The following is a 20061-nucleotide window of genomic DNA, read 5'->3' on the forward strand; positions in this document are numbered from 1 at the left end:
CACCAGTGCCGAGCTCACCGGGCGGCCCCGGCGGCGCTGCGCCGGTACTGGCGCAGGGCGGGCACGCCGAGCACGTCGATCGGGCGCCGCACCGGCGCCAACCGCCGTTCGGAGACCAGGTGGTAGAGCGCGCCCTGCCAGAGCGGCAGCAGCGGCAGGTCGTCCAGCACCAGTTGCTCGGCCCGCCGGTAGCGGTCCCGCCTGGCGGGGGCGTCGGCGGTGGCGCGGGCGCTGTCGATCAGGGCGTCGACCTCCGGGTTGCGGTAGCGGGGGTGGTTGCTCTCCCCCACCGCCTCGCTGTGCACCAGCGGATGCAGAGCATTGTCGTAGGAGAGGTGATCGAGAGCCCAATTCATACGGAAAGGTGTATCCGCGGCAGGGAGTTCACGCAAGTAAGCGGGCCAGTCGAGCGGGCGTGGCGCGATCTCCCAGCCGAGGCCGTCGCGGATCGAGCGCACCACGTCGGCCACCCAGCCCTCGTGCCCCTGGCCGCCGTTGAAGAGCAGGGCGGTGCCCCGCGGCGGCGCGCCGACGCCGTGCTCGGCGAGCAGCCGGCGCGCGCCCCGCGGGTCGTGGGCGAGCCGCAGTCCGGGGCCGCCGGGGTCGACCACGGGCGGCACCACCCGGTCGGCGACCGGCCGGGTGCCGGCGAAGTGCCGGGCGCCGATCGCCTCCCGGTCCACGCACATCGCCACCGCCCGGCGCACCACCGGATCGTCGAAGGGCGCGACGGCGGTCGGGAAGCCGAGGTAGGTGACCATCGGGTTGGGCGTGCTGTGGAAGGCCGCCGGCTCCTCGGCCGCGGCCTGGCCGATCAGCTCGGAGGGCAGCTCGGTGACGTCCAACTCGCCTCGCTGAAAGGCCTGGTGGGCCTCGGCAAGGGTCTGGTGGACATGGAACTCGATCCGCTCGCTCTGCCCGGCGCCGCCGTGCGGCAGCGCCTGGTTGGCCCCGTGGTAGCCGGCGAACCGCTCCAGGGCGAGGCCGATGCCGGGCCGCCAGGGCTCGACCACCGCGTAGGGGCCGTTGCTGACGGGCCGTCGGGCGAAGCCCTCGGGGTCGGCCTCGACCAGCTCCTGCGGGACGGGGGCGGTGACCCGCTGGGTGAAGACCCGGGCGATCTCGTGGAACGGCCGGCTCAGCCGCACCTCCAGCAGCAGCGGGCCGAGCGCCCGGACACCGCTGAGCATCCGCTCCCGCCCGGCCGCCACCTCCTGGTAGCCCGCCACGGCGGCCAGCCCGGCGGCCAGCGCCGAGTCGGTCTCCGGGCGGACCACCCGGGAGAGCGAGTAGCGGTAGTCCTCGGCGGTGACCTCCCGGCCGTGGTGGAACCGGACGCCGGGGCGCAGCTCGAAGCGCACGCCCAGGCCGTCCGGCGCCACCTGCCAGGCGCGGGCGGCGGCCGGGGCGGGGGCCCCGGTCGCCGGGTCGCAGTCCACCAGCGGGTCCGCCAGCAGGCCGGCCACCAGCGCGCCGTCGTGCTCGAAGGCGCGCCCGGGGTCGATCGCCGAGGGCTCGCCGAGCTGGACCCGCAGCGGCTGCTCGGTCACCGCCCGTCCGCCTCGGCGCCGCCGGCCGGCTCGACGTCCATCCGGTAGCCGTCGATCGCCGTGTGCACGGCGCGCTCGACGGCCGCCCGGTCGGCCCCGCGCAGCAGGAACCGGCCGCCGGCGTGGTCGTAGCCGCCCTCGCCGTCGAAGACGTGTCCGGGCTCGGGCAGGGCCTCCGCGTAGACCTCGGGGACGGTGCCGACCAGGGACGGACGGGCTGTCAGCCGCTGCGGCCAGGGGGTGGGTTCGGGGAAGATCAGCCAGCCGCCGGCGCCCGGCAGCGCCAGCGGGTCGGCGGCCTCGGTGAGCGGGTCCAGGCCGAGGCTGGTGCGGAAGGCCTCGGCGAACAGGTCGATGCCGAAGAGGTCGCGGTGCAGGAACGGCACGCCGGCGCCGCCGGGGCGGATGCCGACCTCCAGGAAGACCGGCTGGCCCGAGGGCCGGACGATCAGCTCCAGGTGGAACGGGCCGTCCCACAGCTCCAGCGCGTCCAGGCAGTCGGCGGCGAAGCCCAGCAGCTCGCCGCGCTCCTCGCCCGGGTCGAGCAGCACCGAGCCCAGCGGGGCGCCCCGGGTGTACTCCAGGCAGGTGTTGACGTAGGCGGAGACGGTGGCGAAGTGGAACTGGCCCTTGGTGCGGATGCCGTCCACGTGGTGGATGGCGCCGTCCACGTACTCCTCGGCCTCGTACTCGCCGTCCGCGGCGATGCCGGCCAGCTCCCCGGCCAGCTCCTCGCGGGTGGCGACCAGGCGGACCCCGCGGGAGGCGGCGCCGTCGCGCGGCTTGAGGATCAGCGGCAGGCCCAGCTGCTCGGCCACCGCGGCGGCGTCCGCGCCGGGGCCCAGCTCCAGGTAGCGCGGGGCGCGCACCCCGGCCCGGCGCACCCAGTCCTTCATCACGGCCTTGTCCCGGAACCGCAGCACGTAGTCGGTGCTCCAGCCGGGCACGGCCAGCGCCTGGCGCAGCTGCGCGGCGGTGAGCAGGTCGAACTCGGAGACGCCGACGATCCCGGCCAGCGGCCCGTACTGCTCGGTGAGCCGGCGGGCCTGCGGCAGCAGGGTCTCGTACCGCAGGTCGGGCACCACCACGGTCTCCACCGCACCGGCCCGGTCCAGCGGGGCCACCGCGTCGGGGGTGGTGAGGTAGGCCAGCCGGTGGCTGCCGTCGGGCACGAAGCGGTGGTACTCGCCGAACTCGTCGTCGAAGCGGTTGATGACCAGCAGCAGCGGGCTCGCCTCGGAGCCGGCGGCGGATTCGTCGGGCAGGTGGTCAGGCAAAGGACACTCCAAGGTCGAACGTCTGCCGCAGCGCGAGGGCGTCGGCGTAGGAGTCGCTGGTGTAGAGGACGTGTCCGAGCCGGCCGCGGAAGTCGTGCAGCGGCGGGATCGGCTCGCCCGGTGCCAGGTAGAGCTCGGCCGCCAGCACCTCGGGCCGCTCGCGCAGTTGCTCCAGTCCGCGCACGGTGCGGTAGCTGGCCAGCTCCGGGGCGGTGAGGAAGTGGATGGCCGCGTACTTGGCCCGGGGCGCGCGCAGCGGCACGTCCTGCGGGTCGAGCCCGGTGTAGGCGGCGACCGCCAGGTGCGGCAGCGGCACGCCGGTGGCGGTCTCCACCAGGTCGGGGATGTGGTCCCCGCCCAGCCGGGCGGCGAGTTCGATCAGCACGGGTTCGCCGCCGGGCAGCCGCAGTTCGCAGTGGAACGGGCCGAGCGTCACGCCGAGCGCGGTGAGCGCCGCCGAGACGTAGGCGTCCACGGCCCGGCGCTCGGCCGGGCTCAGCTCGGCCTGCACCACGTGCCCGAGCTCGACGAAGTGCGGTTCGGCGCCGAGGAGTTTGCGGGTGACGGCGGCGATGAACACCTGCCCGTCGTTCGCCACGCAGCCCTCGACCGACACCTCGGGGCCGTCCAGGTACTCCTCCAGCAGCACCCGTCCGTCCAATCTCCGCCCCAGGTCCAGTCGCTGATCCATCGTCAGGCTTTGGTAGGCGGCGCGCAACCGTTCCGGCGTGTCGACCCGGCTGACGTGTACGCTGCCCGCCGAGTCGGTCGGCTTCAGCACGCAGGGGAAGCCCACCGCCTCGGCCGCGGCGTCGAGTTCGGTGGCCGAGGCCGCCGTGGCATAGCGCGGTACGCGCAGCCCGGCGGCCTCGATCCGACGGCGCATCAGCGCCTTGTCACGGACCTCCGCGACCGAGTCCGCCGCCAGGCCCGGCAGGCCGAGCTCGGCGGCGATCCGGGCGGCCACCGGCACGTAGAACTCGAAGCCCGGCAGCACGCCGGCGAACTCCCGCTCCCGGTGCAGCCGGACGGCGGCCGCGGTGAGCGCGGCCTCGTCGTTGGTGTCGAGCACCACCAGGGTGTCGGTGTCCTGCCGCACCCGGTCGGCGAGCCGGCGGTCGTCGCCGTCGTACGACAGCACCACCGTCTCCAGGCCCAGGTCGTGTGCGGCGCCGAGCAGTGCTGCCCCGGAGGACATCGGCTCGATGCAGAGCACCCGGCCGGCCGGTGCGTCGCGGAGGCCCGTCATGTCAGCTGGCCGCGGCGACCGGCTCGGGCCGGGCGCCGACGGTCGACTCGTAGAGCTCGGCGAAGTAGTCGCCGATCAGGTCGATGAAGACGGTCAGGTAGACCTCGGCCTGCTCGGGGCTGCTGAACTTCTCCACCGCGCGGGAGACGGTGCGGAACATCAGCTCGTCGTGGTCGTGCGACTCGTCGAAGGCGATGTGCGCCTGGGTGCCGTGCACGTACTCCTTCCCGAACTCGGAGGCGGCCTTGTCGGTGATGACCGGGTTGTACTGGTCGGAGTACCACTCCACGAACCAGTCCCAGATGGTGGTGGGGGCCGGGCCGCTGCGGTCGGCCTCCAGGCGGAGGTAGCCCATCAGTTTGGCGGTGGACGGGAAGACCGGGGTGGCGTTCAGCTCGTCGATGGTGAGGCCGAACTTCTCCAGGTCGCGGACGAACATGTTCTCGTGGCCGAATTCCTCGGCCAGGTACTTGGCGAGCTTTGCGGCCAGCGCGTCGTCCTGCGAGCCGACCTTGTAGAGCGCGTAGCTGTCGACCTCGTTGTTCAGGCGGATCCGCAGCACCGTCTCGGTGATGTGGCGCACGTAGTAGTCGCGGTCGATCCATTCGCCCTTGTGCAGCTCGCGCAGCTTGGGGACGCGCTGGAACTGCTTCTCCAGGAGTTCGGCGGCGAGGGTTTCGAGGCGGTCGCGGTCGAGCTTTTCCATGGGTGGGGAACTGCCCTTCTCGGGAAGGTTTTCGGGGATGTCGCACATCGCTTCCGGCGAGGACCGCATCGGGTGGGATGCTTCGGCCGGAAACGCGGGCCTTTCCGTGTTCCGGAACCATCATGGTCGATTATCCGGAGCCAGGAAAAGAGCCAATCCCGAACTCTTGGTCTGCTCCCTGCTCTTGGCCTGGGCTAGAACAGCTCTTTGAGGTCGCGGCCGGCGGTGGCCTCCTCGTGGGCGCGGGCCAGCAGCCGCACGCCCTCGCGCAGGGTCCGCTCGGCGGCGGTGTACGGCAGCCGCAGGTGGCTGTCGTAGCTGCCGCCCCCGCCGAACCGCGGGCCGGGCAGCAGCCGCAGGCCGTGCCGCTCGCCGGCGGCGGCCAGCCGGGTGCTGATCGGCGCGCCGAGGTCCACCCAGAGGGCGGTGCCGCCGGCTGGCAGGGCGAACCGCCAGTGCGGCAGGGTGCTCCGCAGCTCGGCGGCCAGCAGGTCCCGGCGGCGGGCCAGCAGGCCGCGCTGCTCGGCCAGCAACTCCGGGACCCGGTCCAGCAGTCGGGCGGCGATCACCTGGTCGGAGACGGCGCTGCGGGAGCCCTGCGCGGTGCTGCTCAGGGCCAGCCGGTTGACGATCGCGGGCATCGCCCGGATCCAGCCGACCGGCAGCCCGCAGCCCAGCGCCGAACTGCTGGAGCCGATCAGCGCGACGGTGTCCAGCGGGTCGTGCGCGGCCATCGAGGGTTCCAGGCGCTGCTCGTCCAGCCAGAGTTCGGCGGCGCTCTCGTCGGCGACCAGCAGCGTGCCGGACCTCTGCGCCGCCTCGACCAGCCGGCAGCGGTCCTGCTCGGGCATCAACCGGCCGGTCGGGTCCTGGAAGTCGGGGGTGAGGAAGGCCAGCGCCGGGCGGACCTGTTTCAGCGCGGCGGCGATCAGGTCGACCTGCCAGCCCTCCGGGGTGAGCGGGACAGGGCAGAGCCGGGCGCCGAAGAGCCGGACCGCGTCGATCAGCTGCGGGCTGGTCGGGGCCTCCAGCAGCACCGGCGCGGCGGCCCTGGCCCGCACCTTCAGCAGCAACTGCCAGGCGTGCCGGGTGCCCTGGGTGAGGAAGAGCTGGCTGGGCGAGGTCGGCAGACCGCGCGCGGTGTAGCGGTCGGCGAGCGCCTTGCGCAGTTCGGGCAGGCCGCGCGGGTCGGTCTCGACGGCCGCGAGCGAGCGGGCGATCTCGGCGGCGCAGGCCAGCACGGCCCGTTCCACCACCGGTTCGGGCGTCGGCAGGGTGGGCACGGTGAAGTCGGCCCGCCAGCGGCTCAGCCGGGCAGCAGCGCCGGCCGGCCGGCCCGGCTGCCCCGGTGGGCCCGAAGTGCCCTGCTCCGGCGGCGCGATGACGGTGCCGAAGCCCCGCACGCTGTGCAGGTGCCCGTCGGAGCGCAGCAGGTCGTAGGCCTTGGTGACGGTGGTGCGGCTGACCCCGAGCTGTTCGGCCAGGGTGCGCTCGGGGGGTATCCGGGTCTCGGGCACCAACTGGCCCTCGCGGATCAGCTGGCGCACCCGCCGGGCCAGCGCGGCGTACGCGGGCCCGGCGCACTGCCAGTCGTTCAGCAGACGGCTCATCTGCCCCGGACTGATCGCATAGATCGCTTCTGCCATTCCCCCGCCATCCACCGGTCGGCGAGCAGCCCGGACTGCCGAGGTCGGTCGATCCGCCGGGTGGGCTGCGCGCCGAGTTCCTCCACCACCGGGGTACGGCGGCGGCCTGACATGTCCAGAACGTGAACACCCAGACCGTTGTTCCCCCCGCGGGCGAATGTCGGGAAACCTGACAACCCTCGACGAGATCCCCACAACTCCCGTGCCCAGGGCAGCTGTTGTGGCAGATCAGGCGGCAGTTGTCAGAGCGCCGCGAGAATGTCCTGGTGCGCGCCGTCCAGTACGAGACCGTTGTCCAGCCGCACCCTGACGGTCACCCGCCGGCCACGCTCCCGGTGTGCGGCCCACTCCGGCTCCAGCTCGGCGACCTCCGCCGCCAGCCGGGCCCGGCTCGCCTCCGGCATGGTGTGCCCGTAGTCGTCGAGCAGCGCCTTGCGCCGCTGGTACTCGCGGACCGCCTCGCTCTCCGGCAGCTCCCCGTCCACCCGTTCGACGGTGCCCTCCAGCCCGGCCCCGAGCGAGAGGAACCCGACCACGGCCGCCGGCTCCCCCGGGCCCGGCGCCGCGACCGCCTCCGCGATCCCCAGGTCCCCGGTCAGCCTGACCCGCCGGCCCGCCTCCAAGCCCATCCGCCTGCACCTCTCCCTCGACCACCGCCGCGGACCGGCCGGCCCGCGCCACCGGCCATTATCCGCGCCCGGTCACCCCGGCCGGGCCTCGCCGAGCGCCCGCCCGGTCGCGGGATCCGCCGGATGCCGCACCACCAGGTGCAGATCGGGGTCCTCGGCCGCGATCAGCTTCGTCTGCCGGAACGTCAGCAGGCCGAGCACCGGATGGTCGAACCGCTTCAGCGCGGGCATGAACCCGCCCACGTCGTGCCGCTCCCAGCGCGCCCGGAACCCGGGGTCGGCGCCGCAGAGCTGCGCGAGGATCTCGGCGAACCGCGGGTCGTGCGGGTGCCGGTCCGCCGAGGCCCGGAACTGGGCCAGCACCGCCCGGGACTCGCCCTCCCAGTCCTTCAGCATCGACCGCGTCGAGGGCCGCCCGAAGTAGAGCCAGACCATGTTCCGCTGATGCGGCGGCAGTTCGTCCAGCCCGCCGAAGAGCCGCGACTCCGCCTCGTTGTGGGCCAGGATGTCCCAGTGCCGGTCCAGCAGGCAGGCCGGGTTGGGCGCCAGCGCGGCGACCGTGGCCCGCAGGTGGTCGCCGACCGCGGGGCAGCCGTCGGCGGCCGACGGCGGTCCGGAGTCGGCCTCCCCGGCCAGGTCGAAGACGTGGCGGCGCTCGGCCCCGGTCAGCCGCAGGGTGCCGGCCAGCGCGTCGAGCACCTGCCGGGAGGCGCCGATCGGGCGCCCCTGCTCCAGCCAGGAGTACCAGGACAGGCTGACGCCCGAGAGCAGCGCCACCTCCTCCCGGCGCAGCCCGGGCGTGCGCCGCCGGGGTCCGGCGGCCAGGCCGAACTCCTCGGGCCTCAGCCGCTCCCGGCGCGAGCGCAGGAACGCGCCGAGCATCGCGCGGCGCCCTGCTTCACGGTCGTCCATGACGGCCCAGACTATTACTTCCGCTCCCCGGATGATCAGTGAGCGGCTGGCCGCCGGAACGCGCCCGCGGCGGGCCGACGATGGACGGCATGACGCAAGCTCAGACCCTCGCACCGACCGCCCCTCCGGAGAGCCGGGTGCCGCTGCCGCTGATCACCGCCGCCTTCACCGCCAACTTCGACCGGTTCGCCGTCGGCCCGATCCTGCTGACGGTGGCCGCCGCGCTGCACGTCCCCCTCGCCGCCACGGTGGCGCTGGCCGGCGGCTACGCCCTCGCCTACGGCCTGTCGCAGCCGTTCTGGGGCGTGCTGTCCGACCGGATCGGCCGGCTGCGGGTGGTGCGGGCCGCGCTGCTGCTGGCGGCGCTCGCCGGGCTGGCGTCCGCCCTGGCGCCGGACCCGGACTCGCTGTTGGCGCTGCGGGTCACCGCCGGGTTCGCCTTCGGCGCCGTGGTGCCGTCCTCGCTGAGCTTCGTCGGCGACGCGGTGGCGCCCGCCCGCCGGCAGTCCGCGCTCGCCGACCTGATGGCCGCGCTCGGGCTCGGCAGCGGGCTCGCCGCCCTGTTCGCCGGTCTGGTGGCGCACTGGCTGAGCTGGCGGCTGGTGTTCGCGGGCCCGGCGCTGGCGGCCCTGGTCGCGCTGCTCGGGCTGCGCGGCACCGCCGAACCGGCCCGGCCGCCGGCCGGCCGGCTGAGCGCGCAGCTCGGCGCGGTGCTGCGGGCGCCGTACGCCCACCTGGTGGCCGTGCTGGGCCTGGTCGAGGGCGCGGTGCTGCTCGGCGGCCTGACCTTCGTCGCCCCGGCGCTGCAGCACCGGGGGCTGTCCGCGGCGGCGGCCGGCGCGGTCACCGCCCTGTACGGCGCCGGGACGCTGCTCTTCACCCGGGCCGTGAAGGCGCTCACCGGGCGGATACCGCCGCACGGGCTGGCGGCGATCGGCGGCGGTTTCGCGGCCGTCGGCTACGCGGCCGCCGCCCTCGCGCCCGGGGTCTGGACCTACGCGCTGGTGGCCGTGCTGCTGGGCGCGGGCTGGGCGTTCCTGCACACCACGCTGCAGGCCTGGGCCACCTCCGTGGTGCCTGCGGCCCGCGGCACGGCGGTCTCCTGCTACGTGGCCGCGCTCTTCGTCGGCAGCGCGCTCGGCTCCCTGCTCGGCGGCGGCGCGGCCGAACACGGCCGGTTCGGACCGGTCTTCGGCCTGGCCGCCGCGGCGACGGTGCCGCTGACCGCCGCGGTGGTGCTCGGCCGGCGCCGCTTCGGCGGCACGGGCTGACCGGTACCCGGCAGTGCGACCACCGCGCCGGCCCGGGCCGCCGGCTCCCCCGCCGCCGACCCGGGCCATGCCGGCCCCGCCCCCGCTACACCGAGGCCCGGGCGACGGCGCGCTCGGCGGGCAGCGCCTGGAGGATCGCCTCCACGCTCTGCTTCGCGTCGCCGAACAGCATGCTGCTGTTCTCCCGGAAGAAGAGCGGGTTCTGCACGCCCGCGTAGCCGGAGGCCATCGAGCGCTTGAAGACCACCACCTGCCCGGCCTCCCAGACCCGCAGCACCGGCATGCCGGCGATCGGGCTGCCCGGGTCGTCCATGGCGGCCGGGTTGACGGTGTCGTTGGCGCCGATCACCAGCACCACCGTGGTGTCGGCGAGGTCGTCGTTGATCTCGTCCATCTCCAGCACGATGTCGTACGGCACCTTGGCCTCGGCCAGCAGCACGTTCATGTGACCGGGCAGCCGCCCGGCCACCGGGTGCACACCGAACCGCACGTTCACGCCGCTCTCGCGCAGCCGCCGGGTCAGCTCGGCCACCGGGTGCTGGGCCTGGGCCACCGCCATGCCGTAGCCCGGGGTGATCACCACGGAGTCGGCGGCGGCCAGCAGTTCGGCCACCTCCTGGGCCCGGATCTCGCGGTGCTCGCCCTGCTCCTCCTCGCCGCCGGTGGGCGCCTCGATGCCGAAGCCGCCGGCGATCACCGAGAGGAAGGAGCGGTTCATCGCCTTGCACATGATGTAGGAGAGGTAGGCGCCGGAGGAGCCGACCAGCGCCCCGGTGACGATCAGCAGGTTGTTGTCGAGCAGGAACCCGGCGGCGGCCGCGGCCCAGCCGGAGTAGCTGTTGAGCATGGAGACCACGACCGGCATGTCGCCGCCGCCGATCGAGGCGACCAGGTGCCAGCCGAGCGCCAGGGCCAGCACGGTGACGGCGATCATCAGGCCCGGGTCCGGGCTGACGGTGAACCAGATGGTGAGCACCAGGAAGGCGGCCAGCGCGCCGAGGTTGAGCGCGTTCTTGCCGGGCATCGTCAGCGGGCGGGAGTTGATCCGCGCGGAGAGCTTGAGGAAGGCGACGATCGAGCCGGTGAAGGTGACGGCGCCGATGAAGATGCCGATGAACACCTCGGCGTGGTGGATCCGCAGCAGGTCGGCGACCACAGCGGTCTGCGCGGAGCCGTGCCGCTCGACCTCCAGGTAGCTGTTCCAGCCGACCAGGACGGCGGCCAGGCCGACGAAGCTGTGCAGCACCGCGATCAGCTCGGGCATCTGGGTCATCTCGACCCGGCGGGCCCGCCAGAGGCCGATCACGCCGCCGAGCAGCATCGCCAGCAGGATCAGCAGCACGTCACCGGCCGGGACGGTCCGGGCGGCGAGCACGATGGTGGCGACCAGCGCGATGGCCATGCCGGCGATGCCGTAGACCACGCCGGCCCGGGAGGTGCGGTGCTGCGAGAGCCCCGCCAGGCTGAGGATGAAGAGCAGGGCCGCGACCAGGTCAGCGGCGTGCGAGGCCGTGATGGCAGTCATCGGGCTCAGCGCCTTTCGGGGGAGGTCGAGAACATCGAGAGCATCCGGCGGGTGACGGCGAAGCCACCGAAGATGTTCACGCTGGTCAGCAGGATCGCCACGAAGGCGAGCACCGTGACCAGCGCGCTCTCGTGCCCGATCTGCAGCAGGGCGCCGATCACCACGATCCCGGAGATCGCGTTGGTCACCGACATCAGCGGGGTGTGCAGCGCGTGGTGCACCTTGCCGATCACGTAGTAGCCGATCACCACGGCGAGCGCGAAGACCGTGAAGTTCTCGGCGAGTTGGGCCGGGGCGAAGCCGACCACGGCGAACATGGCGAGCATCCCGGCGCCGATCAGGCCGAACCGGGCGGCAGGCGTCAGCTTCGGCTTGGCCGGCTCGGCGGCGGCCGCGGCCACGGGCTGCGCGGCGGGCGCGCCGGGAGCCGCGGAGACGGCGACGGGGGGTGGCGGCCAGGTCGTCTCGCCGTCCCGCACCACGGTGACGGCGCGCTGCACCACGTCCTCGAAGTCCAGCACCAGCTGCCCGTCCTTGCCGGGGGTGAGCAGCTTGAGCAGGTTCACCAGGTTGGTGCCGAAGAGCTGGGAGGCCTGGGCGGGCAGCCGGGCGGCCAGGTCGGTGTAGCCGATGATGGTGACGCCGTTGTCGGTGACCACGGCCCGGCCGGCCACGGTGCCCTCGACGTTGCCGCCCATCGCGGCGGCCATGTCGACGATCACGCTGCCGGGCTTCATCACCGCCACGTCCTCGGCGGTGAGCAGCCGCGGCGCCGGGCGGCCGGGGATCAGCGCGGTGGTGACCACGATGTCCACGTCGGCGGCCTGCGCGTGGTAGAGCTCGGCGGCGGCCCGGTCGTAGTCGGCCGAGGTGGCCTTGGCGTAGCCGTCGGTGCTGGCCTCCTGGGCCACGTCCACCGGCAGGTACTCGCCGCCCAGCGAGCGGACCTGGTCGGCCACCTCGGGGCGCGGGTCGGTGGCCCGGACGATCGCGCCCAGGCTGCTGGCGGCGCCGATCGCGGCCAGTCCCGCCACGCCGGCGCCGGCCACCAGGACCTTGGCCGGGGGCACCTTGCCGGCGGCGGTGACCTGGCCGGTGAAGAACCGTCCGAAGACGTGGGCGGCCTCGATCACGGCCCGGTAGCCGGCGATGTTGGCCATCGAGCTGAGCACGTCCATCGACTGCGCGCGGGAGATCCGGGGCACCGCGTCCAGCGCCAGGGCGGTGAGCGACCGGGTCGACAGCTCCGCCAGCAGGTCGGGGCGCTGGGCGGGGGCGAGCAGGCCGATCACGGTGGCGCCGTCACCCAGCCGGGCGATCTCCGGGTCCGACGGGGCGTTGACCTTGATCACGGTGTCGGCGGACCAGGCGTCGCCGATCCGGGCACCGGCCTCGGTGTACGCCTCGTCGGTGAACCCGGAGGCCGTGCCGGCCCCGGACTCGACCACGACCTGGTAGCCGAGCGCGAGCAGGCCGCGCACGGTCGACGGGGTGGCCGCGACCCTGGTCTCGCCGGGGGCCGATTCGGTGACCACGCCGACGACCTGCGGGGGGTGGTGCGTGGAGCCGTCTGCAGACATCTCTCCTGGCTCTCTCTTCGTCACGGGAGCAGTTGACGGGGGATCTGCGGTGCGGGGGGTGTGCGTGGAACTCCGGGGAACTGCGGAACGGGGGCTCTGTCTTTCCCCTTGGGCGCAGGAACCTACACGTCCGGGACCCGTCCGGCGCAGGGGTCCGGGCAGTGACGTGGTTCACGGCGGCTCGCCGCTGGACCGAGCCTCAAGCCACGGTAAGGCCGTTCTCATGGTCGTCAAAGATCCGCATGGGGGACTGGTCCCATGACGACGCCCCTTGACCTCCCGGCGCCGAGCCGGACCGCCCGCCCCTGCGAAGCGGTCGCCGGGACGGCCGCGCCGAGACGCCGGCGGGTGGTCGCGCTCGACCTGATGCGCGGCTACTACGTGGCGATCCTGGCGGCGGTCCACCTGGACTACCTGCCCTCGCTGCTGGGGGACGTCGACGGGCGGGGCTCGCTGCTGGTCTCCGAGGCCGAGAACTTCTTCATGATCTCCGGACTGCTGGTCGGCATGCTGCGCCGGCGCGACCTGGAGCGGCACGGCGCGGCCCGGATGGCGCGCAACTCCTGGAGGCGGGCCGGCCAGCTCTACCTGGTCGCGGTCGCCCTGACCCTGCTCTACACCGGGATCGGCCGGGTGGCCACGGCGCACGGGCACACCGACGTCAAGGCCGGGCTGAACAGCGGCTCCTCGCCGCTGGGGGTGCTCGGGCAGGCGGCGACCCTTCGGTACACCTACGGCTGGGCCGACTTCCTGACCTTCTACGTGCCGATGTTCCTGTTGGTGCCGGTGGCGATCTGGCTGCTCTCGCGGCGGCTCGCGGCGGTGATCGTGCTGCTGGCGTACGCCGGGTTCGTCCTTCCCTCACGGACCGACACCGGGTTCCTCAGCCCGTTCCTGCAGTGGGGCATCTACTTCTTCCTGGGCATGGCGGCCGGCTACCACTGGGACGACCTGCGGCGGCTGGCCGGCCGGCTCCCCCCGATCACCCGGCGCGGCGCCCGGGTGGCGCTGGTCATCGCCGCGGTGGTGATCTACGCGGCGGGCACGGTGCTGCTGTACCACCCGGAGCTGACCAGCGGGCCGGTCTACAACGAGCTCTTCCAGGACAACCGGCTCGGGCTGCTGCGGCCGGTGCTGGCCGCGATCAGCGCGGCCGGCACCTACCTGCTGATCCGGCACTTCGAGCGGCCGCTGGCGCGGACCATCGGGTGGGTGCTGCTGCCGCTGGGCCGGAACTCGCTCTACGTCTACGTGGCGCAGAGCCTGGTGATCTTCCTGATCCCGCTGGCCTTCGGGCCGCACGGGTTCTGGTTCAACACCAGCGTGGACCTGGCGATCATCGTGGCGATCTGGTGCGCGGTGCGGATCCGGTTCCTGGCCTTCCTGCTGCCGGGGGCCTGACGCCGGCCGCCCGGTCGGCCGGCGGCGATTTCCGGCCAACTGTCCTCCGCGCGTCCACCCGTCCGTGCGGAGCGCATACAGTCGGTGGCGATCGCCGTCGGCCCACTGCAGGGTTCTGGTGACATGTCACATATCATGTGTCACAGGCCGGCCACTGCCCGCCCACCGAGATCCGAGGTGAACCCGCATGAAGCGCCGCACCGTTCAGAACCATCCGATCAGCGCGCCGGGGACCGACCGCCTGGTCACCGTGCCGCAAGCCGTCACCGTGCCGCAGGCCGTCACCGTCCCGAGCCGCCTGGTCGAGCCCGTCCCGGCCGCCCGGGGCGAGTGACCGCCGGCCGCCCCGGACCGCACCGCGCGGCCCGGGGCGGCTCCACGACGACGGAAGCGGAACCATGCGAATCCTGCTGCTGCAGATGCCGTGGGGCGCGCTCGACCTGCCCTCCCTGGCGCTCGGTATCCTGCGCGCCGTCGCCGAGCGGGCCGGCCACCAGGTCGAGGTGCGCTACGCCAACCTGGAGTACGCCGACTGGGCGGCCGAGCGGAGCGGCTTCGGCGCCGCCGACTACACCTACTTCTCCGACCGCTCCTACTTCCAGGGCGCCGGGGACTGGGCCTTCGCGGGCGCGCTCCACGAGGCGGAGGACGCCGACCCCGGGGAGTTCCTGCGCTTCCTCGCCGCCAACGGCGCCACCGGGCAGGAGACCCGGCTGGCCCTGGCCACCCGGGCCGGCGCACCGGAGTTCACCGCCCGGCTGGTCGAGTCGATCGCCGCGGACCCGCCCGACCTGGTCGGCTTCAGCTCCACCTTCCAGCAGAACGCGGCCAGCCTGGCCGCCGCGCGGCTGCTCCGACGGCTCGCCCCGGGCGTGCGGACCGTGCTCGGCGGCGCCAACTGCGACGGTCCGCAGGGCGCCGCGCTGCACCGCAACTTCCCGTTTCTGGACTTCGTGGTCCGCGGCGAGGGCGAACTCGCCTTCCCCGCCCTGCTGGAGCTGCTGGCGGCGGACTCCCCCGGCTTCCCCGGCGTGCCCGGCCTCTGCTGGCGCGACGGCGAGGGCCGCTCGCACGCCAACCCGATGGCGGCCCGGCCGCTGCCGCCCTCCGCGATCCCCGCACCGCGCTACGACGGCTTCTTCGAACGGCTGGACGCCTCGGTGGCGGCGCGCTGGGTCGAGCCCAAGCTGGTGCTGGAGGGCTCCCGCGGCTGCTGGTGGGGCGCCAAGCACCACTGCACCTTCTGCGGACTCAACGGCTCCGCCATGGAGTTCCGCTCCAAGCGGCCCGAGGACTTCCTGCACGAGGTGCTCTCACTGACCGAACGCCACCGGCTGCTGGACGTCTACGTGGTCGACAACATCCTCGACATGGGCTACTTCGAGAGCGTGCTGCGCCCGCTCTCCGAGCTGCCGGTGGACCTGCGGCTGCACTTCGAGATCAAGGCGAACCTGCGCCGCGAGCAGTTCCAACTGCTGGGCGAGGCGGGCGCGGTGCAGGTGCAGCCCGGCATCGAGAGCCTGAGCAGCAGGGTACTGCGGATCATGGACAAGGGGGTGACGGGCTGCCAGAACGTCCGCGCCCTGCGGGATGCGCAGAGCGCCGGCGTCTCGGTGACCTGGAACCACCTCTACGGCTTCCCCGGCGAGCGGCCGGATGACTACCACCAGGTGCTGCGCCGGCTGCCCGCCCTGCACCACCTGGACCCGCCGAGCGGGACCGGCCGGATCGCCATCGAGCGGTTCAGCCCCTACTTCGACCGGCCGGAGCTGGGCTTCGACCTGCTCCGCCCGGCCTACCAGTACCGGGCCACCTACCGGCTGCCGGAAGACGAACTCGCCGATCTGGCCTACATCTTCAGCGCGCCGCCGCGCGGCATCGACGAGGGCCTGGCCGGCCTGCTGACCGCGGCGGGCGACGACTGGCGGGCCGCGTTCCCGGTCAGCCGGCTCGACTACCGGGACGGCGGCGAGCGGATCGTCATCGCCAACTCCCGCCCCGGCTACGACTGGCGGGTGCTGGAGCTGACCGGCCCGGTGGAGCTGGCGCTGTTCCGCCTGCTGGACCAGCCGCGCTCCCCCGCCACCCTGGCCGCCCGGCTCCCCGGCGGCGCCGCCGCCGTCGAACCGCTGCTGCGGTGCTGGGACGGGCTGGGGCTGCTCTTCCACGACGGCGAGCGCTGGCTGCAGGTGGCGGTGGAGTCGGACAACCAGGTGCTGATGCGGGTGGCGCACCGTCACGGGGAGCACGAGGAGTACGGAGAGCACGGGGAGCATGGGAGGCACGGGAAGCCTGGGAGGCACGGGAAGCCTGCGGAGGCCGTCCATGCCGGTTGAGGCCGAGCTGTGGCTCGACTACGAGCCGTCCGTGCAGCGGCTGCCCGGGATCGCGCTCGGCCCGCGCACCCTGGACGGGCCGGCCCGGGAGGCCGTCACCCGGTGGCACCGCGAGGGGGTGCGGTGCCTGCGGCTGCCGGAGCCGGTGCTGCTCTGCGCCGACGCCCCGGCCGCCTCGGTGGCCGCGCTGCTGCTGGTCCGGGAGGCCACCGGCCAAGGACTGGCGGTGCGTTGGACGGGGAGCTGCCCGGACGGCTGCGGCGCGGCGGACGGCCGCTACCACCACTTCTACCCGCCGGAGCGGCTGATCGGCGCGGGCTCCGAGGCACTGGCGCGCTGGCGTGGCGGCTACTTCCCCGGCAAGTGCCTCTTCCGGCGCGGCCCCGGCTTCGTGGAGGTGCGCGACCGGCGTTCCGGCGCCCTGGAGTTGTACACCATCGACGAGCCCGGCCAGCTGGAGCAGCTGCCCGCGCTGCTCGACGGCACCCCCGCCGAGCAGCTGCCGGCCGGGGTCCGGCGGGACTTCACCGAGGCCGGGCTGATCACCGAACAGGGCGGCCTGGCCTGGTGGTTGCCGATGGGGGTGCGCCGCTGGCCGTTCCCCTCCACCCTCGTCTGACCGGGAGGCCGCGTGACCGACCAACTGGTCGCGGAGCCGCGGCGGCGCCCGCGCCCCCGGCTCAGCCTGCGGCCGCTGCGCACCCGGGGCTTCCGCCTGCTGCTCCTCGGGCAGGCCGCCTCCGAGTTCGGCAACGCCTTCCAGGCCGTCAGCCTGCCGCTGCTGGTGTACGCCTTCGGCGGCGGCACCGAGCGGCTGAGCCTGGTGGTCTCCGCCTCACCCTCGGCGGCATGACCCGGGTGGGCCTGCCCGCCCTGGCCACCGGCGACTTCGCCGCCGGCGCGGTCGGCTTCGGCGCCCTGCTCGCCGCCTTCACCGGCGGCTGCCTGATCGGCGGCCTGCTCGCGGGCGCCCTCACCGGCCTGCGCCGCCGCGGCCCGGCGGCGGGCGTGGCAGCCCTGGCGATGGGCACGGCGGTCGCCCTGGTCCCGTTCGCCGGCCTGCCGGGCGCCTTGACGATGCTGGCGATCGCGGGCGCCGCGAGCACCGTCAACGGCGTGCTGCTGCTGACCGGCATCCAGCACCGCACCCCGCCCGAACTCCTCGCCCGGGTGATGGGAGCGCTCACCTTCTGCGCGCTCTGCGTCTTCCCGCTCTCGGTGATCGCCGTGGGCGCGGCGGTCTCGGCGTTCGGCACCCCGATCGTCTTCGTGGTCACCGGCGCGACCATGGTCGCGTCGGCGGGGCTGACCTTGGGCAGCCGGGAGATCCGGGGGCTGTGAATCGGTCCTGACCGCCTGGGCGGGGGAACGGGTAGGAGCACGCACCCGTCGGCGGCCACCGGGCGGCCCCCTGCGCAACACCCGTTCCAGCGCTTGGACTTGGCTGCTCCTCCCGGGCCTCTTCGCGACCGCTCTCGGCGGCCTCGGCACGGCGGCCCTGGGCGACTCGCCGGGTGGGCCGCGGAACTCAACGCCCCAGCGACCGCCCCAGCGCCTCCGCCAGCTCGCCCGCCGGGTCCGACGCTCCGTCACCTGCCCGCCAGGCCACGAAGCCGTCCGGCCGCACCAGCAGCGCGCCGCCGCGCCCGGTTCCGACCGTCGCGGGCCAGTCCGGGGCGTCGACCAGCTGCCCGTCCACGCCCAGCTTCTCAGCGGCCGCCAGCCACTCCGCGCCCGCCGGCCCGGCCAGGACCGTGAAGCGTGAGCGGACCAGCTCCAGCGTCGAGCGGAGCACGCCGTCCTGCTCGCACCACAGGTGGGGCAGCCGCGAGCCGGGCGAGCCGTCGAGGACCAGATCCTCCGTGGAGGGCAGCAGGCCGGCGCCGCCGTAGCGGTAGCCGAGGTGCACCACCGGGGCGTTGACCAGCTGGGCGGCGGCCCGGCCGGGCGCGCCGGCCGGGCTGAAGTCCCAGTGCAGGCCCGGGTGGTCGAGCCGGCGCCGGCCCTGGTCGACGGCGAGGGCGCCGACCGGGCGCCGTTCGGCGTCGTAGCTGTCCAGCAGTGCGGGCGCCGCCGTGCCGCGCAGGACCAGGGCCAGCTTCCAGGCCAGGTTGTGGGCGTCGGCGACGCCGGTGTTCATGCCGAAGGCGCCCAGCGGCGGGATGGCGTGCGCGGCGTCGCCGACCAGGAAGGCCCGGCCCGAGGAGAGGCGGTCGGCGAGTTGGGCCCGCACCCGCCAGGGCAGGACGCTGACCACCTCGACCGCGCCGAGCTCGCCGGCCTCCCCGCCGACGGCCGCGCGGATCAGCTCCTCGCAGCGCTCGGTGGTGAAGTCCGCGGCCGACTCGCCCGCCTCGGGGTCGTAGCCGACGTGCAGCACCCAGTCGTGTTCGCCGTCGACCGTCATCAGCATCGCGGACCGGTCGGGGCCGGCGGTCTCGCAGCCGAGGAAGAGCCGGCCGCGGGTGAACGGGCTCAGGTCGGCGCGGAAGAGGATGTTGACCTTCGGGGTCCCGATCGCGCCCGCCCCGCCGGTCGGGATGCCGAGTGCCGTGCGGACCTGGCTGCGCACGCCGTCGGCGGCGATCAGGTACTCGGCCCGCACCGTGCACGGGCCGTCCGGGCCGTCGAGCCGGGCGGTGATGCCGTCCTCGTCCTGGTGGAAGGAGACCAGCTCCGTCCCGTACGCCACCGTGGCCCCGCGCTCCCGGGCGCTCTGCAGCAGCACCGCGTCCAGCCGGTTCTGCGGGCAGGTGCCGCGCAGTGACCAGGGCGTGGCGGCCCACGGGGAGTCGGGGCTCGCCGTCCGGGCGGGAACGGGCGGCGGCGGCCCGGTGAGCGCCGGGGCGGTGGCCAGGGTGTCGCCCTTGATCAGGCCCAGGTTGCCCGCCGAGCCGTCGATGGCGACGGCGTTCACCCGCTCCAGCAGGCCCACCTCGTGCAGCAGCTCGACGGTCCGCGGACCGATCCCGGTCGCCCTCGGGTGGACCGAGGGCCCGTCCTGGCGCTCCACCACCAGGGCCGCGACCCCGTGGTGGCCCAGGAAGACCCCGGCGGCCAGCCCGACCGTCCCCCCGCCCACCACCAGCACCGGAACCCGGACATGCCGCATGACGCCTCCTCGGTCGCAGTCGAAGACTCGAACGGGAACACCGTTCCCGCTAATGGGAACACTGTAACCGTTGGCATAGGATGTGCCCAGCCGGAATGACCCCGAGGAGATGCCGCGATGTCCGAGCAGCCGAACCCGCCGCTGGTCTGGGCCCGTGAGCAGCGCGCCCCGCGCCGGCAGGCACCCGGGGTCGACCGGATCGTGGCGGCCGCCGTCGCGATCGCCGACGCCGAGGGCCTGGACGCGCTCTCGATGCGCCGGGTCGCCACCGACCTGGGCACCGGCACCACCTCGCTCTACCGCTACGTGGCCGGCCGGGACGACCTGCTCGACCTGATGGTCGACGCGGTGCGCAGCGAGCGTCCGCCGCACCCGCTCGACGGCGACTGGCGCACCGACCTGGCCGCCGTCGCCCGCCACCTGCGCGAGGACCTGCTGCGCCACCGCTGGCTCGGCGGCATCATGATGTCCCGGCCCTCGCTGGGCCCCAACTCGCTGCGCCAGATGGACCATGCGCTGGCCGCCGCCGCCGCGCTGACCCCGGACGCGACCCTCGGCAACAGCGCCATCCGGACGCTCTACCACTACGTGCTGGGCGCGGTCTCCGACGAGCTGACCGAGCAGGACACCCGGCGCCGCACCGGCCTCACCGAGCAGCAGTGGCAGGCCTCGGTGGGCCCGTACCTCCGCGAGATCGTCGCGAGCGGCGAGTACCCGCACTTCGCCCGGGTCGTGATCGAGGCCGAACACCCGGACACCGGGCAGCGGTTCGAGTTCGGCCTGGACTGCCTGCTGGCCGGTCTCGGCACCCTCGCCGCCCGCGCGGCAGAAGGGTGACTCCTGCTGACGAGTCGTTGACTCCCGCCC

18 protein-coding genes are annotated in these 20061 nt (G+C 74.2%); 8 read left to right on the forward strand and 10 right to left on the reverse strand.

All coding sequences use genetic code 11. From position 1 onward, the window contains the following. Window positions 1–14 precede the first annotated feature (14 nt). The 7 genes from ACFYNO_RS31230 to ACFYNO_RS31260 form a co-directional block, all read right to left on the reverse strand. Window positions 15–1550, reverse strand: a complete 1536-nt coding sequence (locus tag ACFYNO_RS31230) for an ABC transporter substrate-binding protein (RefSeq protein WP_388020204.1) — start codon at window positions 1548–1550, stop codon at window positions 15–17. Then, entirely contained in the window at window positions 1547–2827 is a 1281-nt protein-coding gene (locus ACFYNO_RS31235) for an acetyl-CoA carboxylase biotin carboxylase subunit family protein (RefSeq protein WP_388020207.1), read from the reverse strand. Before ACFYNO_RS31235 ends, ACFYNO_RS31230 begins: the two co-directional genes overlap by 4 nt. Continuing rightward, window positions 2820–4076, reverse strand: coding sequence for an ATP-grasp domain-containing protein (locus ACFYNO_RS31240; protein ID WP_388020210.1), 1257 nt, complete (start codon window positions 4074–4076; stop codon window positions 2820–2822). The genes ACFYNO_RS31235 and ACFYNO_RS31240 overlap by 8 nt, the downstream gene beginning before the upstream one ends. Window position 4077: 1 nt before the next feature. Beyond that, on the reverse strand, window positions 4078–4782 hold the full coding sequence (locus ACFYNO_RS31245) for a hypothetical protein (protein WP_388020213.1): 705 nt from the start codon (window positions 4780–4782) through the stop codon (window positions 4078–4080). A 194-nt stretch (window positions 4783–4976) separates the two neighbouring features. Continuing rightward, window positions 4977–6392 (reverse strand): PLP-dependent aminotransferase family protein, encoded by a 1416-nt coding sequence (locus tag ACFYNO_RS31250; protein WP_388020216.1) that lies wholly within the window; start codon window positions 6390–6392, stop codon window positions 4977–4979. Window positions 6393–6670: 278 nt separating this feature from the next. Continuing rightward, window positions 6671–7057, reverse strand: coding sequence for a hypothetical protein (locus ACFYNO_RS31255; protein ID WP_388020219.1), 387 nt, complete (start codon window positions 7055–7057; stop codon window positions 6671–6673). A 72-nt stretch (window positions 7058–7129) separates the two neighbouring features. Then, window positions 7130–7969 (reverse strand): helix-turn-helix transcriptional regulator, encoded by an 840-nt coding sequence (locus ACFYNO_RS31260; protein ID WP_388020222.1) that lies wholly within the window; start codon window positions 7967–7969, stop codon window positions 7130–7132. An 89-nt stretch (window positions 7970–8058) separates the two neighbouring features. Here ACFYNO_RS31260 and ACFYNO_RS31265 point away from each other — a divergent pair, with 89 nt between their 5' ends. After that, complete coding sequence (locus ACFYNO_RS31265; RefSeq protein ID WP_388020225.1) at window positions 8059–9240, forward strand: MFS transporter; 1182 nt, start codon at window positions 8059–8061, stop codon at window positions 9238–9240. 85 nt (window positions 9241–9325) lie between these two features. On the opposite strand, the gene pntB is transcribed toward ACFYNO_RS31265, so the two are convergent. Then, entirely contained in the window at window positions 9326–10765 is a 1440-nt protein-coding gene (pntB, locus tag ACFYNO_RS31270; protein WP_388020228.1) for a Re/Si-specific NAD(P)(+) transhydrogenase subunit beta, read from the reverse strand. 5 nt (window positions 10766–10770) lie between these two features. Next, complete coding sequence (locus ACFYNO_RS31275; protein WP_388020231.1) at window positions 10771–12345, reverse strand: Re/Si-specific NAD(P)(+) transhydrogenase subunit alpha; 1575 nt, start codon at window positions 12343–12345, stop codon at window positions 10771–10773. A 258-nt stretch (window positions 12346–12603) separates the two neighbouring features. Between ACFYNO_RS31275 and opgC the strand changes: the two genes are divergently transcribed. The 6 genes from opgC (at window position 12604) to ACFYNO_RS31305 (ending at window position 17423) form a co-directional block, all read left to right on the forward strand. Further along, window positions 12604–13746 carry an OpgC domain-containing protein gene (opgC, locus tag ACFYNO_RS31280; protein ID WP_388020234.1) on the forward strand — a complete coding sequence of 381 codons (1143 nt, stop codon included), beginning with the start codon at window positions 12604–12606 and terminating at the stop codon, window positions 13744–13746. 187 nt (window positions 13747–13933) lie between these two features. After that, window positions 13934–14080, forward strand: coding sequence for a hypothetical protein (locus tag ACFYNO_RS31285; protein ID WP_388020237.1), 147 nt, complete (start codon window positions 13934–13936; stop codon window positions 14078–14080). Between the two features lie 64 nt (window positions 14081–14144). Continuing rightward, complete coding sequence (locus tag ACFYNO_RS31290) at window positions 14145–16082, forward strand: RiPP maturation radical SAM C-methyltransferase (RefSeq protein ID WP_388020240.1); 1938 nt, start codon at window positions 14145–14147, stop codon at window positions 16080–16082. Continuing rightward, complete coding sequence (locus ACFYNO_RS31295; RefSeq protein WP_388020243.1) at window positions 16072–16701, forward strand: DUF5825 family protein; 630 nt, start codon at window positions 16072–16074, stop codon at window positions 16699–16701. The genes ACFYNO_RS31290 and ACFYNO_RS31295 overlap by 11 nt, the downstream gene beginning before the upstream one ends. A 12-nt stretch (window positions 16702–16713) precedes the next feature. Next, entirely contained in the window at window positions 16714–16935 is a 222-nt protein-coding gene (locus tag ACFYNO_RS31300) for a hypothetical protein (RefSeq protein WP_388020246.1), read from the forward strand. Then, window positions 16932–17423: a hypothetical protein gene (locus ACFYNO_RS31305; RefSeq protein WP_388020256.1), complete on the forward strand. Its 492-nt coding sequence runs from the start codon at window positions 16932–16934 to the stop codon at window positions 17421–17423. Before ACFYNO_RS31300 ends, ACFYNO_RS31305 begins: the two co-directional genes overlap by 4 nt. 187 nt (window positions 17424–17610) lie before the next feature. On the opposite strand, the gene ACFYNO_RS31310 is transcribed toward ACFYNO_RS31305, so the two are convergent. Beyond that, on the reverse strand, window positions 17611–19194 hold the full coding sequence (locus ACFYNO_RS31310) for an FAD-dependent monooxygenase (RefSeq protein ID WP_388020260.1): 1584 nt from the start codon (window positions 19192–19194) through the stop codon (window positions 17611–17613). Window positions 19195–19311: 117 nt separating this feature from the next. Here ACFYNO_RS31310 and ACFYNO_RS31315 point away from each other — a divergent pair, with 117 nt between their 5' ends. After that, entirely contained in the window at window positions 19312–20031 is a 720-nt protein-coding gene (locus ACFYNO_RS31315; RefSeq protein WP_388020263.1) for a TetR/AcrR family transcriptional regulator, read from the forward strand. Window positions 20032–20061 lie beyond the last annotated feature (30 nt).

The organism is Kitasatospora sp. NPDC006697 (assembly GCF_042869935.1).
Lineage (GTDB): Bacteria > Actinomycetota > Actinomycetes > Streptomycetales > Streptomycetaceae > Kitasatospora.

Bases quoted from the DNA above. Each gene is read 5' to 3' on its own strand.
- ACFYNO_RS31240 (WP_388020210.1), bottom strand. From the start codon at position 4,076: ATGACGGGCCTCCGCGACGCACCGGCCGGCCGGGTGCTCTGCATCGAG.
- ACFYNO_RS31245 (WP_388020213.1), bottom strand. From the start codon at position 4,782: ATGGAAAAGCTCGACCGCGACCGCCTCGAAACCCTCGCCGCCGAACTC.
- ACFYNO_RS31250 (WP_388020216.1), bottom strand. From the start codon at position 6,392: ATGAGCCGTCTGCTGAACGACTGGCAGTGCGCCGGGCCCGCGTACGCC.
- ACFYNO_RS31255 (WP_388020219.1), bottom strand. From the start codon at position 7,057: ATGGGCTTGGAGGCGGGCCGGCGGGTCAGGCTGACCGGGGACCTGGGG.
- ACFYNO_RS31260 (WP_388020222.1), bottom strand. From the start codon at position 7,969: ATGGACGACCGTGAAGCAGGGCGCCGCGCGATGCTCGGCGCGTTCCTG.
- ACFYNO_RS31265 (WP_388020225.1), top strand. From the start codon at position 8,059: ATGACGCAAGCTCAGACCCTCGCACCGACCGCCCCTCCGGAGAGCCGG.
- pntB (WP_388020228.1), bottom strand. From the start codon at position 10,765: ATGACTGCCATCACGGCCTCGCACGCCGCTGACCTGGTCGCGGCCCTG.
- ACFYNO_RS31275 (WP_388020231.1), bottom strand. From the start codon at position 12,345: ATGTCTGCAGACGGCTCCACGCACCACCCCCCGCAGGTCGTCGGCGTG.
- opgC (WP_388020234.1), top strand. From the start codon at position 12,604: ATGACGACGCCCCTTGACCTCCCGGCGCCGAGCCGGACCGCCCGCCCC.
- ACFYNO_RS31285 (WP_388020237.1), top strand. From the start codon at position 13,934: ATGAAGCGCCGCACCGTTCAGAACCATCCGATCAGCGCGCCGGGGACC.
- ACFYNO_RS31290 (WP_388020240.1), top strand. From the start codon at position 14,145: ATGCGAATCCTGCTGCTGCAGATGCCGTGGGGCGCGCTCGACCTGCCC.
- ACFYNO_RS31295 (WP_388020243.1), top strand. From the start codon at position 16,072: ATGCCGGTTGAGGCCGAGCTGTGGCTCGACTACGAGCCGTCCGTGCAG.
- ACFYNO_RS31305 (WP_388020256.1), top strand. From the start codon at position 16,932: ATGACCCGGGTGGGCCTGCCCGCCCTGGCCACCGGCGACTTCGCCGCC.
- ACFYNO_RS31310 (WP_388020260.1), bottom strand. From the start codon at position 19,194: ATGCGGCATGTCCGGGTTCCGGTGCTGGTGGTGGGCGGGGGGACGGTC.
- ACFYNO_RS31315 (WP_388020263.1), top strand. From the start codon at position 19,312: ATGTCCGAGCAGCCGAACCCGCCGCTGGTCTGGGCCCGTGAGCAGCGC.